The following is a 16,836-nucleotide window of genomic DNA, read 5'->3' as shown; positions in this document are numbered from 1 at the left end:
AACTTACGTGATCAACTTGTGCATCAATGATCGGTAATCATGCTGTGCTTTTTGGTGTCTTTCATAAAGATGTAAGTCAGTAGGGATAAACCAATCATGAAGGTGATGTAATAAAAGAAGTAGTTTTCATGCCCCGCATTTTTAAAACTTAAAGCAACTAACTCTGCTGTACCACCAAAAACCGTATTGGCAATCGCATAAGGCAGGGCAACACCCAGTGCACGAATGTGTGCAGGAAACAGCTCTGCTTTCACGACAGCATTAATAGCAGTATAACCCGTTACAATCACCATACCGCTCATGCACAGCATGAATGCGGTTGTTGGGCTGCTCGTTGAACCTAGACCATTGAAAATTGGAATCGTGAAAAGTACCCCCAATACACCGAAAGTAATCATAATTGGTTTACGACCAATTTTATCAGACAGTGCGCCTACAACAGGTTGTAAAAGCATGAAGACAAAGATTGCAGCTGTAGTGATTTCTGTTGCTGTAGTTTTTTCAAAACCTGAGGTGTTGACCAAATATTTTTGTAAATACGTAGTAAAGGTATTGAATGCCAGAGTTCCACCTGCAGTCAGCATAATCACAGTGAATGCTTGCTTTGGATATTGAGTAAATAAAGCAAGTGCACTTGATTTTGGCCCACCATTTTTAGCCTGCTCTTGTGCATCTTTTGAGGACTGGGTTTCAACTAAACCGCGACGAATCCAGAAGACTACAATGGCAAGTACAGCCCCAATGAAGAATGGGATACGCCAACCCCATTCAGATAACTGCGCTTCACTCATTGTACGTTGCAAAATGATCAATACACAGAGTGCCAAGAGCTGACCTGAAATGAGGGTTACATACTGAAAACTAGAGAAGAAACCACGGTGGTTTTTCCCAGCCATTTCCGTTAAATAGGTTGCACTTGAACCGTACTCTCCACCAACACTTAAACCTTGCAATAAACGGGCAAAGAGTAATAAGGCAGGTGCGAGCATACCCACACTGGCATAGGTAGGTGCACAGGCAATAATTAAAGATCCCACACACATTAAAGATACAGACAGGGTAAGACCTGATTTACGTCCTTTACGGTCTGCATAAATGCCCATGATCCACGCGCCAATAGGACGCATCAGGAAGCCCAGTGCAAAGACGGCTGCAGCTTGTAAGAGTTTTACCGTGTCATCCCCTTCAGGGAAAAACTGTGGCGCGAAATATAGAGTAAATGCGGCATAGACATACCAGTCATACCATTCAACTAAGTTGCCAGCTGAACCACCGAGAATCGATTTTAAACGGGTCTTTTTATCGATGCTTGCTGGAGCAGCTTGGGGAGATAAATCAGTCACAACAATTTCCCAAAGAGAAGTTCGGAAAATACATCTTTTAACTTTTTAAGTAGAAAAAGTTAAAACAATATATTTTAAGATTAAACAAAAAAATTCTGTATCGTTATACGCCCCTTATTCTTGGACTTCATTCGACTTTAGTCTAAATGTTGGTATGATTTATATGCTGTTAAGTTTTTCTAATGAATATCTTTATTTTAATGGGAAATTATAATTTTACTTATTTAAAACAAAGTCTTGTGATTTTTAAATATGTGAATAGTCAATTAAAATACAAGGGGTTATGACACTTTTTCTTTTATGCGGATTGTTGTTCTTTTAAAGATAAAATTGTTTTTTAGCTTGGAAATTAGTCGACTTTTCACTGAACAGTAAAAATTAAAAATTAAATTGTAAAAATAAATGCGGTTATTAATTTATTTAGAGTAACGAATTTTCTCTAATTTGACTGGCTTTGGAATATGACAAGGTTGAATTTTGATGTTAAGTTTAGCGTGAAGAACAAAAATAACACAATAACTTAACGAGAGAGGTGAATATGCAAGACACAGATGCCATTTATGATATTGCCGTTGTAGGCGCAGGCATCAATGGGGTGGGTATTGCAAATGATGCTGTAGGGCGTGGTTTAAGTGTTTTCGTCTGTGAAAAAGATGATTTAGCCAGCCATACGTCTTCAGCCAGTAGTAAGCTCATTCATGGTGGATTGCGTTATCTCGAACAGAAAGAATTTCGTTTGGTGCGTGAAGCGCTATTAGAGCGCGAAGTCTTGTTAAAAAAAGCCCCGCATTTGATTCATCCTATGCGTTTTATTATGCCACATTTACCTTATTTACGTCCTGCATGGCTGATTCGTTCAGGCTTATTTATCTATGACTATTTGGCAAAACGAGAAACATTAGAGGGCTCGGAGCTTGTTCATTTTAATTTCGACAGCCCATTAAAAGACACCATTAAACGTGGTTTCGAATATTCAGACTGTACTGTGGATGACGCTCGCTTGGTGGTGGTTAATGCAATTCAAGCGCATGAGCTGGGAGCTCAAATTCGAACACAAACGCGATGTGTTTCTGCGGTTCAGCAGGAGGGTGTGTGGTGTCTAACATTAGAGCATCAAAAACAACACTACCAAATTAAAGCTCGAAGCTTAGTCAATGCAACGGGTGCATGGGTCACAGATTTTATTCAACAGCAACTGTCTCAAACGCCGAAGGCAGGGATTCGATTGGTTCAAGGCAGCCATATTATCGTGAAGCGTTTATACCCGGAACCGCATGCGTTTATTCTACAGAATGATGATCAACGCATTGTGTTCGTGATTCCTTATTTAGATGAATACAACCTGATTGGTACCACGGACCTAGAGTTTGAGGGGGATGCAAATCATGTCTACATTACCGAGCAGGAAACGGCTTATTTGATAGATGTGATTAATGACCATTTCAAGCTGCAATTGAAGCAAGAAGATGTAATCTCAAGCTTTGCTGGTGTAAGGGCGCTGTATGATGATGCAAGTACACAAGCTTCTAAGGTGACACGTGATTATGTACTGGCGATGTCTAAACCTGTTGCGAATGAAGCACCATTGTTATCTGTTTATGGTGGAAAGTTAACGACTTATCGAAAATTGGCAGAAGCAGCTTTGCTACAGTTGAAACGTTATTTTCCACATATGAAGGCGGAATGGACTGCAGCATCAAAACTCCCTGGTGCAGAAGGTTTTAGTTCAGTCGAGGTTTTATGTGCTGAGTTGATGCATGAAATCAAAGGGCTCGAGGTTCAAACAGCACATCGTTGGGCAAACAGTTATGGTAGTCGAGTGTGGCATATGCTCGGTGAGAACAAAGATGCACAAACTTTAGGTCAGTCTTTTGGCCATGGTTTGTATCAGCAAGAAGTGGATTATGTGGTGAAACGTGAGTGGGCTATCAGCAGTGAAGATATTTTAAAACGCCGGACTAAATTGTATTTAAAATTTGATTCGGATCAGATTGCTCGTTTGGATGAGTATTTGCAAGTTTTACATCAGCGTCGTACCCAGCTTGATGTCGCATGATATTTACAGCCTGTATGTTTATTATGTAATTTAGATGATTCTCAATTATAAATTGTTTTATAAAGATAAAAAAAGGTCGCATGTGCGACCTTTTTTAATTTTAACTGAATTAAGCAGATTGCTTAACTGCATCTAAAAGTTCGTTTTGACGAGCTTTAAGTGCAGCTGGTAGGCGGTCACCAAGTTTGTCGAATAGTTCAGTATGGCTTTCAAGTTCTTTGATCCATTGATCTTTGTCTTGAGAAGTTACAAGGTCAAACTGGGCTTTAGTGAAGTCAGAACCTGTCCAGTTCAACTGTTCGTAGGTTGGAACTAAACCAATTGGTGTTTCAACTGCATCAGCACGGCCTTCACAACGGTCAATGATCCACTCAAGAACACGCATGTTTTGACCGAAACCAGGCCATACAAAGTTGCCTTCAGCATCACGACGGAACCAGTTCACGTTGTATATGCCTGGAAGTTTGTTGCCCGCAGCTTTAGCTTTCGCTGCAACTTCTTCACCCAGCTCTAACCAGTGAGAGAAGTAATCCGCCATGTTGTAACCTGCAAATGGAAGCATTGCGAATGGGTCACGACGAACAATACCTTGTTGGCCAACAGCAGCAGCAGTTGTTTCAGAGCCCATAGTTGCAGCTTTGTAAACACCATCTACCCAGTCAAACGCTTCTGAAATTAGAGGCACTGTGTCCGCACGGCGACCACCAAAGATGAACGCTGAGATTGGAACACCTGCTGGATTTTCCCAGTCAGCATCGATAGAAGGACATTGACCAGCTGAAACAGTGAAGCGCGCATTTGGATGAGCCGCTTTTTCTGCGCCAGTGTGAGGTTGACCTTTCCAGTTGGTCAGGTTAGCAGGTACTTCTTTAGAAAGACCTTCCCACCATACTTCACCAGTGTCTGTTACAGCAACATTGGTATAAATCACGTCTTTGTGAAGTGTAGCCATACAGTTCGGGTTGGTCTTGGTATTTGTACCAGGCGCTACACCAAAGAAACCTGCTTCTGGGTTGATTGCGTATAAGCGACCGTCTTCACCTGGTTTGATCCAAGCAATATCGTCACCTACAGTTTCAATTTTCCAACCTTCGTAGCCTGCTGGTGGAATCAACATCGCGAAGTTTGTTTTACCACAAGCAGAAGGGAATGCCGCTGCGATGTAGTGTTTTTCGCCTTGAGGATTGGTCACACCAAGGATTAGCATATGTTCTGCTAACCAGCCTTGTTGACGACCCATAGACGATGCAATACGTAAAGCTAAGCATTTTTTACCTAACAATGCGTTACCGCCGTAACCAGAACCGTAAGACCAGATTTCACGTGTTTCTGGGTAGTGCACGATGTATTTTTCAGGGTTGCAAGGCCATGCAACATCTTTTTCGCCATCAGCAAGCGGCGCACCAACCGTATGTACGCAAGGAATAAATTCACCGTCTGTACCAAGAACGTCATAAACAGCTTTACCCATGCGAGCCATTTTAGACATGCTAACTGCTACATAAGGAGAGTCAGTTAATTCGATACCAATGTGCGCAATATGAGAACCCAATGGACCCATAGAGAACGGTACTACATATAAAGTACGACCTGCCATTGAACCGTCAAACAAACCATTTAGGCGAGCACGCATTTCAGCAGGCTCTTCCCAGTTGTTTGTTGCACCAGCATCTTCTTGTTTTTCAGAGCAGATGTAAGTACGACCTTCAACACGAGCAACGTCAGAAGGATCAGAATTAGCAAGATAAGAACCAGGATGCGTTTCTTGGTTAAGCGCTTGCATTGTGCCGTTAGCGATCATCAAGTTGATATAACGTTGATATTCTTCTTCGCTGCCGTCACACCATTCAATTTTCGCTGGTTTTGTTAATTTTGCAATTTCTTCCACCCACGCAATAAGCTTAGGGTGACGAACGAATTCTGGTGCGTTCACTTGGGTCATGGTGAGGCCTATCTCAAATATGTACACGTTTGTACAAAGTACAATCTCAGCAATAAAATTTACTGCGGAGATGAAAAGATGAAAAAAAGTGGCTGTATTAAAGCATAATTTGATAAAAAAAATAAGACCAAAGGCGTATCTAAATTATGATCAGTTTGATGGGGTTGTTTTATTTTAATTATTATAAAACAATATCTTGGTTTGATTTTTGGTTTTTATTTTTTGTATTTATTATATTTATGAGGATTATTCATTTAAGATATTAGTATTAAAATCATATGCTTGCATTTATTTAGTTGTTGGGATTTATTATTGATTAAATAAATGGTAGTCATTTGAATTTTACATAACAAAACTGTTAAGTGTTGAATATTTGGACAAAAATAGAGCAATTACTTCAAATTTAGGTGCAAAAATGTCAGAACAACTCAAACCTTTATCACTTATTTATAATAAAAAATCAGGTTTTCATGCTGCAAATAAAGATGAAGTGTATGAACAGTTGATAGCAGATTTGAGTACCGCGGGTTTTGAAATCCAGTCATTTGAGTTAAGTGAGTGCATGAACTTTGATCGGATGATGCAAGATATTTTACTACGTCATCGTCAAGCGGAAAATGTAGGGGTCGTGGTTGCTGCGGGTGGTGATGGAACTTTAAATGCAGTTGCATCTAAATTGATGGGAACGGATATTCCCATGGGGATCTTGCCTCTAGGTACATTTAACTATGTTGCACGAGTATTGAATATTCCGCTGGACTTATTAGACGCGGCCAAAGCCATTAGTGAAGGGCAGCCGCGCTCTGTACATGTGGCACAGCTGAATCAACATATCTATCTGAACAATGCCAGTTTGGGGCTGTATCCTTTGTTTATTCAAAAAAGAGAACAGTTTAATAAGCACTTTGGACGTTTTCCATTACATGCATATACTTCAGCATTGGATGTTCTCATCCGCGACCGTAAAGAGTTAAAACTTGAAGTGGAAGTCGATGGACAGCGCTATCCAGTGAAAACACCATTGATTTTCTTTGGCAATAACCAACTTCAACTGGCTGAAATGAAACTACGTATTGCCGAGGCGGCGGAAGCAGGCAAAGTGGCGGGCGTGGTAGTAGCAAAAAGTGATAAGCGGACTTTGTTCAAGACCTTATGGCAACTGATTAAAGGTAATTTGGATCAGGCTTCCGATGTCTATAGCTTTGCCGCAGATGAAGTGATTGTTCATTCAAAGCGTAATAAGCTCACGGTTGCGGTTGACGGTGAAATTGTCACAATCACACCACCGCTGAAAATTACAGTACGTAAACATGCACTGAATATCATGGTTCCCGCATGATTTTACATTTGTCTGATTTACACTTTGGGACTGAGCGAGAAGTCTGTTTGCAGGCCATTCGTCAGTTATGTGAGGAACATCCTTTTGAAGCCGTAGTGGTCAGTGGGGATTTGACCCAGCGTGCACGGTTTATTCAGTTTTATGCCTGTCGGCAGTTCTTAGACAGTTTGAGGCTGCCGTATTTAGTGGTGCCAGGGAATCATGATATTCCGCTGTACCATGTGTGGAATCGTTTTTTTAGCCCCTTTGCACGTTACCAACTGTTTTTTGGGGGGATGGAAAACACCTTAGAAACTGAACACTTCTATGTCATTGGAGTGAATAGTATTCGTCGGCGTTACCATACACGAGGGCATATTTCACTGAGCCAAATTCAAGAGATTGACCTAAAGTTACAGCAAGCACCTGCACACAAAATAAAGCTGATCGCCGCGCATCAGCCTTTTTATACTCCACCAGACCATAGTCATGGTGTGAAAGACTGCCCAATGCTTGGTCGTATTGCGTTAGAGCAATGGAGTCAACATGGTTTAAATGGACTTTTACATGGCCATTTACACCATGCTGCTGTTTATGATTTAAATCAGATTTATCAACTTGGGGTATCGCATCCAGTGCTGGATATTCATGCAGGAACGGCAACGTCTTATCGTCTACATGCGGGTTTGCCCAATAGCTTGAATATTATTTTACCGAATGCCGATGTACAGCATTTAAGCTTTAACTTTGCAACCAATCGCTTCGAGTTAATGTAGCAAAATACGTCAGATTGAATGGAGTGTCTAAACTTTGCTTAGGTTTGTTCAAAAAGAGCGCAAAAATATAAAAATATTTTGTGTTTGCCCTTGAAGCGTTTTATTCCATCCCCACAAAAGTGTCATATCAAAATTTTGTTGATGACCTAGGAATAAGAAGTCATCTTCACATCGTAAACAATGGCATTTTAAAAATGTCTATGGAGCTAGAAATGAGCAAAATTCGTCCTTTACATGACAACGTTGTGATTCGCCGTGTAGAAAAGGAAACTAAAACTGCAGGTGGTTTAATTTTGAGTACTTCTGCTGCTGAACAGCCAGCTCAAGGTGAAATTATTGCAGTAGGCAATGGCAAAATTACAGACAATGGCGTTCGTGCTTTAGATGTAAAAGTGGGCGACAATGTACTGTTTGGTGCATATGCAGGCACTAAAGTTAAAGTTGAAGGCGAAGAACTTCTTGTGATGAAAGAGTCTGATATTTTAGCGGTTCTTGAAGGTTAATTCAGAACGTTCATTTGCTATTTAAGCAATACAATTGATTAAAATTTAAGAATATTTGGAGTTTAGTATGTCAGCTAAAGACGTAAAATTTGGTGATTCAGCTCGTTCTAAAATGATTGCAGGCGTTAACGTACTTGCAGATGCTGTAAAAGTAACTTTAGGTCCTAAAGGCCGTAACGTTGTGATTGACCGTTCTTTCGGTGCACCGCACATCACTAAAGATGGTGTAACCGTTGCGAAAGAAATTGCTCTGAAAGACAAATTTGAGAACATGGGTGCTCAATTGGTTCGTGAAGTATCTTCAAAAACCAACGATATCGCGGGTGATGGTACAACAACTGCAACTGTATTAGCTCAAGCAATTCTAAACGAAGGCATCAAGTCTGTAACTGCGGGCATGAACCCAATGGACTTGAAACGTGGTATTGACCTTGCAGTTAAAGCATTGGTTGCTGAAATTAAAGCAACAGCAAAACCTGCTTCTGATACTAAAGCGATTGAGCAAGTCGGTTCTATCTCTGCAAACTCTGATGAAACAGTAGGGAAGCTCATTGCACAGGCAATGGAACGCGTTGGTAAAGAAGGCGTGATTACCGTTGAAGAAGGTTCAGGCTTTGAAGATGCTTTGGACGTTGTTGAAGGTATGCAGTTTGACCGTGGTTATATCAGCCCGTACTTTGCAAACAAACAAGACACGCTTACTGCTGAATTAGAAAATCCATTCATTCTTCTTGTTGACAAGAAAATCAGCAACATTCGTGAATTGATTACTGTTTTAGAAGCTGTTGCTAAAACTGGCAAACCACTTCTTATTATTGCTGAAGATGTTGAGGGTGAGGCGTTAGCGACACTGGTTGTTAACAACATGCGTGGCATTATCAAAGTATGTGCAGTGAAAGCGCCAGGTTTTGGTGACCGTCGTAAAGCAATGCTTCAAGATATCGCAATCTTGACGGGCGCGACTGTGATTTCTGAAGAAGTCGGCATGACTTTAGAGCAAGCTTCTCTTCAAGATTTGGGTACTGCACACAAAATTACTGTATCTAAAGAAAACACTGTGATTGTTGATGGTGCTGGTGATGCAGCTCAAATTGCTGAACGTGTTACTCAAATCCGCGCGCAAATTGAAGAATCATCTTCTGAATACGATAAAGAAAAACTTCAAGAACGCGTTGCTAAATTGGCAGGCGGTGTTGCAGTCATTAAAATTGGCGCAGCGACTGAAGTTGAAATGAAAGAGAAAAAAGACCGTGTTGACGATGCACTTCATGCAACGCGTGCTGCAGTTGAGGAAGGTGTTGTTGCGGGTGGTGGTGTTGCGCTTGTACGTGCAGCAGCTGCGCTTGACGGTGTAAATGGTGCGAATGACGATCAAAACGTAGGTATTAACATTTTACGTCGTGCGATTGAAGCGCCACTTCGTCAAATCGTTGCCAATGCGGGTGATGAACCTTCAGTTGTGATTAACGCTGTGAAAAATGGTGAAGGTAACTTTGGTTATAACGCTGCAACTTCTGAGTATGGCGATATGCTAGAAATGGGTATTCTTGACCCTGCGAAAGTAACGCGTTCTGCACTTGAGCATGCTGCATCTGTAGCAGGTTTAATGTTGACTACTGAATGTATGATTACTGATGTTCCAGAAGATAAACCTGCTATGCCTGATATGGGCGGCATGGGTGGTATGGGCGGCATGATGTAAACCGCCTATATGTAGTTTAAATTATTGTAATTTAATATGATTTTAACTATATATTTTTAACTTACTCATGATGTTACTCACTTTTGAGTTCGTTACAAAAAAGGTCACAAATTTTATTTGTGGCCTTTTTTTAATTTTATAGTTCTATGCTTAGTTTTCTTAAAGAAGTTATAGTATGGGTTAAGAATTTAACTATTGAATGAATGGGAATATTAAAAAAATACGCCTGAGAAAAATCAGGCGCTTTTGACTTCGAACAACATCTATTTCATTCAGACGTAAGGATGGAGTTTTCGTCATTCAGAATATAGGTAAGTACATAGCTATTAAGCCAATAATTTTTACGCCTGTCTTTTATTGGTCTTTTCACACGATCGCTTTTAATTCGATTGAAAAATGATTCAAGCGTAGAAAACTCCAAAACTAATGAATTATAAAGAGCAGTTTTTAGGTGTAGTGTATTAGGAGAATCAGAGGTTTATATTATTTTGGAATGGATTATATTAATTAAAAAGGGCTTTGTTGCATAAAGATTTTAAAGATAGAGCTTTCCTAAATTGTACTAGCTCAAATTTAACCTGACAGTCTTAAGCAAATATCGGTAACTGTCAGATCAGGTTTGAGCTAGTACAATTTACGAAATGGTTGTTATTGTGTTTGGATCTATTGCTAAATCTTTAATAATTTTTTCTGAACGTTCTCGAATGATTCGCCAATCGTTTAAATGAACTCGGTTAAATAATATTTCGAGTCGAACTTTCATGAAGGGTTCTATATTCCAATGCATAGCACATCTTTTTTCTAAATTATTTCTTTCTTTATTTTTACAGAATATCAGTGTAATAACCTTGCCTTGTGCATCCTTTTCTATATACATATCTTCAGTTTCTTGATGACCATCACTGTTCACCCAGTCTGGATGAGGATCATACTTTACCAAACCAAACTCTTCAGTATTAGCTGGAATATAAATATCTCTATAATTATTTTCTTTCAAAGCTTCATATGTCTGTATTTGAGAATCTAAAGTACTATTTAAAAAAAATGCCATTAAATTTGGCTGGTATCGAACACCAGCATTAACCATGATGGTAACCCATTCATTATGCTTTTGATGTTCTTCTGCACGGAATTGCTTTTTTGACTCTTTTGCAGATTTTGCTGCGTCTGAACCTTCTGGAGCCCCACCATAACCAACGTAAACCAGCCCCGTGGTATATTTCATATATATTGCAAATGAGGTAATGACTGAATTGAAATCTCGAGGTGGTGCTTTATAACCTTTATAGCGGTTCTCACGTACCAAGACAGGAGAGTCTTCATACTCCAGCCAAGATACTCCCTCACCTAAAAGTACAGGTTGACCACCTAAATTACCAACACGGTAAGGAAGGCCATGAGGACTCATGGGTGGCTTAAATTCAGCTTCTTTTTGCGAATCATTTGATGTACAACCGACCACTGCAATGATAAAAAGATAAAATAGATAATTTTTTTTCATGAGCCACTCGATCCTCCCTTTTTTAAAACTAATTGTTTAGGTCTAGCCTTTTCTATCTCACTAAACAACGAAAAAGTCTGATTTACATAATTCACTACACTTGATTCACATAATTCACCATGCTAGAAATCTGTTCCAGTTGAAACACCATAAGCCCATCCAGAATAACCATAACCTAGATCCAAAAGCTCCTGATAGATAGCTAGAGTCGCATTAATTTTTTAACATCTAATAGTGCTAGTAATTGAGCTATTCGGTCTTTTGAAAGCATTTGTAAATTTGTCATATTATTTTCCTTTAATATCGATTGGTTTTACAATAAAACCCTGTACGACTTTTTTTGCTTTTAGTTGAATGGTTTTCCAATCCTGCAAATGAACACTTTGAAATATTGTAGTAACACGAGCTCTCATTTCAGGATTCAAAACAAATTCCTGTTCACATTTACGTGCTATTGGATTTTCCGGATCTCCACATTTAATTAAGGTAAGTACCTTTCCTCCTTTATCTTTTTCAACATATAAATCATCTAGGCTTTGTTGCACAAAGCTATTCTTAAAGGCTTCTTCATCAATATAATTTCCAAATGAAGAAGCCTGCACTTAAAATTTATCGAGCAACTAATTGGCCTCGTATAATCGACCACTAATAAATAGAGGAAATATCTTCATTTGCTTCGACCCAACGACTCAATGGTATGCTCAATCACAAGGCAGCAGGGTCGAAATCAAACTTATGCCGATGCCGCGATTCAGTGCAGTTTAATAATCAAATCGCTATTTCGATTCTCTTTACGCATGGTCACAGGATTCGTTCAGAGCCTCATTAAACTTAGCGGATTAGGTTGGACAGCCCCGAATATCAGTGATATTTGTACTTCACGATGTGTAGAAGACAGAAGCATATTTATATTGCAATTCACTATCAAAAAAGTAGTAATGACTTCATTTACTTGTGGATTCTACTGGCTTAAAGCTTTTATATGAAGGTGAATAGAAAAGGAAGAAACATCAGCCTGAATATCGTCGCCAATGGCGTAAGCTTTACATTGGTATAGATGCTGAAACCCTGCAAATACGAGCTGAACAGCTCACAATGAATAATATCAGTGATTCACAAGTCCTGGATATTCTGCTGAATCAAATCCCATCTGATGAACGTATTGATTCTGTCTATACAGATGGAGCATATGACACGAAACAATGCCGTCAGCTCATTGCAAATCGATAAGCAAATGCGGTGATTCCGCTAAGAAATAATGCAAAGCCTTGGAAAGATACAAAGACCAACTCGCCAGAGCGCAATGAACTACTTCGAACGATTAAACGTTTTGGTAGTACACTATGGAAAAAATGCTCAGGCTATTATCGGCGAAGTTTGGTTGAAACCAAGATGCACTGCATCAAATCTTACGAAGCAGTGTTTCTCAGGCGATAAATTCAGTGCTAGGAACTTTCAAAGCTAAGTGAATGAGATTGATGCATGTGTGGTGGTATTTAATAAATTTACGGAATTAGGCAGACCTAATACTCAAGTTATGCCTTGAATTTGGTAGGACTTGGTGAAATCAACCTTTAAAAGGTTTGTACAACAAAGCCAATACATACTAAAGAATAATACGTTCTAAGAAATGATTGGAATCAGAAAAGAGCTTTAATAGAAAGAGTGTATAAAAATGCAATTACCATTCTTTTGAGTGGTTTTTCTATTTTCAAAGTTTGATAACGTGCTCTACCAAGCAATGCAACTGTGTGAGATGGGTCAGTATTTTTCAGCATGCCTAAATTGGAATTGGCTGTTGATTTTTACTCTTACACGGTAGCTTTGCTGATGAAAATTAAGCTTAGGGACAAGAAGAGAATGAATTATAAAATATTGGAATTATCAAAATATCCGCAAGGTCATTTTATGGCAGCCTTCCTGTTGCATGTATAGCAGCAACGATCATATGGGTTAATCCATTCAAAATACAAAACGGCACTGGTCTTAAGCAGACTTCTTGCAGTGAATGGAATGAAACTCGCTAATCACTTTTCGCAGAATAATTTGTGCACATGGTCTTGTACAGTTGCGAATTTGCGCCTGAACGCTGAAAAAGATGAGGACTCTAAAAAATGCGAATGATACCTATACAAGCTGAATCCCCACCGTTAAGAACCATGCAACTGAAGGGGCAGACCTATCGTTATCACGTGATGATTAAACCCTCAGGCGCGCAGTGTAATTTAGACTGTAGTTACTGCTTCTATCTGCATAAACAAGACATGCTACATCAGCCGAAAACCCCGCGCATGGCGGAGTCAATGCTAGAGCTTCATATTAAGCAATATATACAAGCACAAACTGGCGATGAAATTGTATTTAGCTGGCAGGGTGGAGAACCCACCTTAATGGGCTTGGCCTTTTTTGAGCGTGTGGTTGAACTGCAACAAAAATACAAGAAACCCAAGCAACGCATTGAAAATGACTTACAAACCAACGGCACCTTACTAGATGAAGAATGGTGCGCCTTTTTAAAGAAACACAATTTTTTGGTCGGTTTATCCATCGATGGTCCAGCAGATTTACATGACATTCATCGCTACAACAAAGGCGGCAAACCGACCCATGCCAAAGTCATGCATGCCGCAGCACTCCTGCACCAATACCAAGTGCCTTTTAATGCCCTGTGTGTCGTAAATCGCGACAACAGCAAAAGAGCACTCGAGGTCTACCACTTCCTGCGAGATCAAGTGAAGCCCTACATGATCCAGTTTATTCCCGGTATGGAAAGTGCCCAGTTTCAGCAAACAGCACCGGGCTACTGGAATCCGCAAGACCTACCAAAACTAGGCAGCTCAGCCGCACAACCAGGCACAGCGGACTCAGTCGTTACCGACTGGTCGATTGCCGCAGATGACTGGGGTATCTTCCTGTCTACCGTATGGAAAGAATGGCTCGCCAAAGACTTTGGGAAAGTATTTATTGACCAATTTGAAAATGTGATTTCAATGATGTTTGGCTATGGGGCACAGAAATGTGTTTCAGGACAAATCTGCGGCAAATCACTGGCGATTGAACACAATGGTGATTTGTTCTCTTGCGATCATTTTGTCTATCCCGAATACAAGTTGGGCAACATTCAAGAGACGCATCAAGGCGACTTAGTCTTTTCAGAACGACAAAAGAAATTCGCTTATGCGAAATCGAATAGCTTGCCTGAATACTGCCGTAAATGTCCGTATCTACAACTGTGCTGGGGAGATTGTCCTAAAGACCGCTTCCTAAAAACGCCAGAAGGAGAAGTGGGCTTGCACTATTTATGTTCAGGTTTGAAGAAGTTTTTTCATACCGCAACGACATCGAAGCATGAGATTGCGAAACGCTTACAGCCAAATTAAAAGAACCGTTGTAATTAGGGGCAGGAATTAGCCCAAAACAAATGAAAAGTTAAATAGTTACAGCTATTTGAAAATCCATTTTTTTTTCGTTCCAAAAATCTGTTAAGGAAAACTTATGCGTAAAAAGATCATTGCACGCTCCATAGCTTTGGCTGGCGGTGCACTGCTTTCAACAGCACTGATGGCAAAAGCACCCAATATTTTGGTCATTATGTCAGATGACGTGGGCATGACCAACGTTAGTGCATATAGCCATGGCATTATGGGCTATAACACACCGAATATTGATCGTATTGCCAAAGAAGGCATTATGTTTACCGATCATTATGCACAGCCAAGTTCAACCGCAGGGCGTGCATCTTTCATTACGGGGCAATATCCAATTCGTTCGGGTCTAACTACAGTGGGGCGCCCAGGCTCACTTTTAGGTATTAAACCAGAAACACCAACGCTTGCAGAAGTACTGAAACCGTTGGGTTATATGAATGGTCAGTTTGGTAAAAACCACTTGGGTGACCGTAATGAACATTTACCAACAGTACATGGTTTTGATGAGTTCTACGGCAACTTGTATCACTTGAATACTGAAGATACTTTTGAGCAATTTGATTATCCAAAAGATCCAGAATTCCGTAAAAAGTTTGGTACACGTGGGGTGCTGCATTGTTATGCAACAACTACAGATGATGAAACGACAGACCCTCGCTTCGGTAAAATGGGTAAACAAAAATGTGAAGATACGGGTGCATTAACCAGTAAACGCATGGAAACTGTAGATGATGAATTCGTGGCAGCCAGCTTAGATTTCATGAAACGCAGTAAGAATTCAGATAAGCCGTTTTTTGTCTGGTTAAACCCAAGCCGTATGCATATGTTTACGCATTTACGCGAATCACGCCGCTATCTTGCAGCAAAAGCAACTTCCGAAGAAGATATGTACGGCAGTGGCATGATCGAACATGACATGCAGGTGGGTGAAGTGTTGGATGGTATGAAGAAAATGGGCGTGTTAGATAACACCATCATTATCTATACTACTGACAACGGACCTGAGCATAGTGCGAAAAATCAGGGTGGTACCACACCATTCCGTGGTGAAAAAATGACAACCTATGAAGGTGGTGTTCGTGTACCAATGATGATTCGTTGGCCAGGTCACATTCCTGCTGGACAAGTGAAAACGGGAATTCAAGCTAATATGGACTTGTTCACGACTTTAGCGTCTATTGCTGGAAATTCGAATGTTGTCGATGAAATGAAAACCAATCGTAAACAATATATTGATGGTGTGAATAACCTTGATTATTGGACAGGTAAGTCGGCAGAGAGTAAGCGAAATAATTTCTTCTATTACCATGAATCATCACTTCGCGCTGTGCGAATTAATCAGTGGAAGCTTCATTTAGAAACCAGCGAAAATTATTATGATGGTTATCAGAAGCAAAAAATTCCATTGGTGTTCAATTTACGTCAAGACCCATATGAGTCTTTTGATAGCACAACAGATCGTTCTGAAATCACACAGAAAAAACTTTGGTTGGGTGAACCTGTGGAAGCCATGATTGGTGAACATATTAAATCTTTGATTGATTATCCACCTGTGCAAAAAGCTGCAACGCTTGATTTCAGTAAGTTGGTTGAAAATTTACTGTCGAAAAAGCAGTAAATGGTGTTTAAAAGTAGCCGATAGACTTCGGCTACTTTTTTTAGATGTTTGGGCAATTCATACACAAACATACAAATACGTAATTTAAATCATGCCTCATATTATGCGTACTCTTACTCTAAAGATTTGGTGAGTTTAAAGTTGAACTCTGGTTGATGCAGCACTTGACCTTTATCACCACGCATTTCAATAAATTGTGTACCAATGTAATAAATACGGCTATCACCTGATGAGTCTAGCTGAATCAGATGATTAGAGTCATTCAAAAATTGAAATGAGCCTTTCACTTCATTGACATAATTATTATTCGACTTGCCTAAAAATTTTTGTTTCAACACGAAATGACGATCTAAAGTGAGTTCAACTTCAGTGTCGATTCCTGAACAATCATGACAGGGTAAAGTCCCTTGATATGTACCTACCCAATCGAAAGCATTTGCTGTGTCTGGAGTATCTAACGCGGCTGCGCTAGCACTGTCGTCTATCGATGCTGTGACATTGAGATCTGGTGGGGGATTATTCTCATTCGGTTTTGAGCATGCGACTAACATGGTGAAAGATAGGCATAGTGCTAAAAAAGTCTTTTGCATATACAGCACCCGATATTATTCAGTGTTTAATTTACATTACAGTAGTACTGGAGCCGAAA

General features: G+C 39.9%; 12 protein-coding genes and 1 pseudogene. 8 read left to right on the top strand and 5 right to left on the bottom strand.

Features of this window, described 5'->3' with window-relative positions; all coding sequences use genetic code 11:
- Positions 1 to 23 precede the first annotated feature (23 nt).
- Complete coding sequence (locus CDG62_RS14010) at positions 24 to 1,343, bottom strand: MFS transporter (RefSeq protein WP_087527217.1); 1,320 nt, start codon at positions 1,341 to 1,343, stop codon at positions 24 to 26.
- A gap of 538 nt (positions 1,344 to 1,881) precedes the next feature.
- On the opposite strand from CDG62_RS14010, the gene glpD reads away from it, so the two are divergent.
- Positions 1,882 to 3,399 (top strand): glycerol-3-phosphate dehydrogenase, encoded by a 1,518-nt coding sequence (gene glpD / locus CDG62_RS14005; protein ID WP_087527218.1) that lies wholly within the window; start codon positions 1,882 to 1,884, stop codon positions 3,397 to 3,399.
- Positions 3,400 to 3,508: 109 nt separating this feature from the next.
- Here glpD and CDG62_RS14000 read toward each other — a convergent pair whose 3' ends face one another.
- Complete coding sequence (locus CDG62_RS14000; RefSeq protein WP_087527219.1) at positions 3,509 to 5,341, bottom strand: phosphoenolpyruvate carboxykinase (GTP); 1,833 nt, start codon at positions 5,339 to 5,341, stop codon at positions 3,509 to 3,511.
- A gap of 415 nt (positions 5,342 to 5,756) precedes the next feature.
- Here CDG62_RS14000 and CDG62_RS13995 point away from each other — a divergent pair, with 415 nt between their 5' ends.
- From CDG62_RS13995 to groL, 4 genes are all read left to right on the top strand, one after another.
- The gene (locus tag CDG62_RS13995; protein ID WP_087527220.1) at positions 5,757 to 6,680 is read left to right on the top strand and encodes a diacylglycerol/lipid kinase family protein; all 924 of its coding nucleotides are present in this window, start codon (positions 5,757 to 5,759) and stop codon (positions 6,678 to 6,680) included.
- Positions 6,677 to 7,435: a metallophosphoesterase family protein gene (locus CDG62_RS13990; RefSeq protein WP_087527221.1), complete on the top strand. Its 759-nt coding sequence runs from the start codon at positions 6,677 to 6,679 to the stop codon at positions 7,433 to 7,435. Before CDG62_RS13995 ends, CDG62_RS13990 begins: the two co-directional genes overlap by 4 nt.
- A 212-nt stretch (positions 7,436 to 7,647) precedes the next feature.
- Positions 7,648 to 7,938, top strand: a complete 291-nt coding sequence (locus CDG62_RS13985) for a co-chaperone GroES (RefSeq protein WP_010326285.1) — start codon at positions 7,648 to 7,650, stop codon at positions 7,936 to 7,938.
- Between the two features lie 67 nt (positions 7,939 to 8,005).
- Positions 8,006 to 9,640 carry a chaperonin GroEL gene (groL, locus tag CDG62_RS13980; protein ID WP_087527222.1) on the top strand — a complete coding sequence of 545 codons (1,635 nt, stop codon included), beginning with the start codon at positions 8,006 to 8,008 and terminating at the stop codon, positions 9,638 to 9,640.
- 634 nt (positions 9,641 to 10,274) lie between these two features.
- Here the strand turns inward: groL and CDG62_RS13975 are convergent.
- Complete coding sequence (locus CDG62_RS13975) at positions 10,275 to 11,141, bottom strand: hypothetical protein (protein ID WP_087527223.1); 867 nt, start codon at positions 11,139 to 11,141, stop codon at positions 10,275 to 10,277.
- A gap of 287 nt (positions 11,142 to 11,428) precedes the next feature.
- A complete protein-coding gene (locus CDG62_RS13970) occupies positions 11,429 to 11,743 on the bottom strand; it encodes a hypothetical protein (RefSeq protein WP_087527224.1) in 315 nt (104 codons plus the stop codon).
- On the opposite strand from CDG62_RS13970, the pseudogene CDG62_RS13965 reads away from it, so the two are divergent.
- The 3 genes and pseudogenes from CDG62_RS13965 (at position 11,728) to CDG62_RS13955 (ending at position 16,187) form a co-directional block, all read left to right on the top strand.
- Positions 11,728 to 12,687, top strand: a pseudogene (locus CDG62_RS13965) (IS5 family transposase). The gene CDG62_RS13970 and the pseudogene CDG62_RS13965 sit on opposite strands and share 16 nt — an antisense overlap.
- A gap of 568 nt (positions 12,688 to 13,255) precedes the next feature.
- Entirely contained in the window at positions 13,256 to 14,521 is a 1,266-nt protein-coding gene (locus CDG62_RS13960; RefSeq protein WP_087527225.1) for an anaerobic sulfatase maturase, read from the top strand.
- Positions 14,522 to 14,636: 115 nt separating this feature from the next.
- A complete protein-coding gene (locus tag CDG62_RS13955; RefSeq protein ID WP_171405716.1) occupies positions 14,637 to 16,187 on the top strand; it encodes an arylsulfatase in 1,551 nt (516 codons plus the stop codon).
- Positions 16,188 to 16,300: 113 nt separating this feature from the next.
- Here the strand turns inward: CDG62_RS13955 and CDG62_RS13950 are convergent, their stop codons facing one another.
- Complete coding sequence (locus tag CDG62_RS13950) at positions 16,301 to 16,777, bottom strand: copper resistance protein NlpE (RefSeq protein ID WP_087527226.1); 477 nt, start codon at positions 16,775 to 16,777, stop codon at positions 16,301 to 16,303.
- Positions 16,778 to 16,836 lie beyond the last annotated feature (59 nt).

The organism is Acinetobacter sp. WCHA55 (assembly GCF_002165305.2).
Lineage (GTDB): Bacteria > Pseudomonadota > Gammaproteobacteria > Pseudomonadales > Moraxellaceae > Acinetobacter.
Note: the sequence above shows the minus strand (reverse complement) of the source record. Positions and strands in the feature narration are given on the sequence as shown.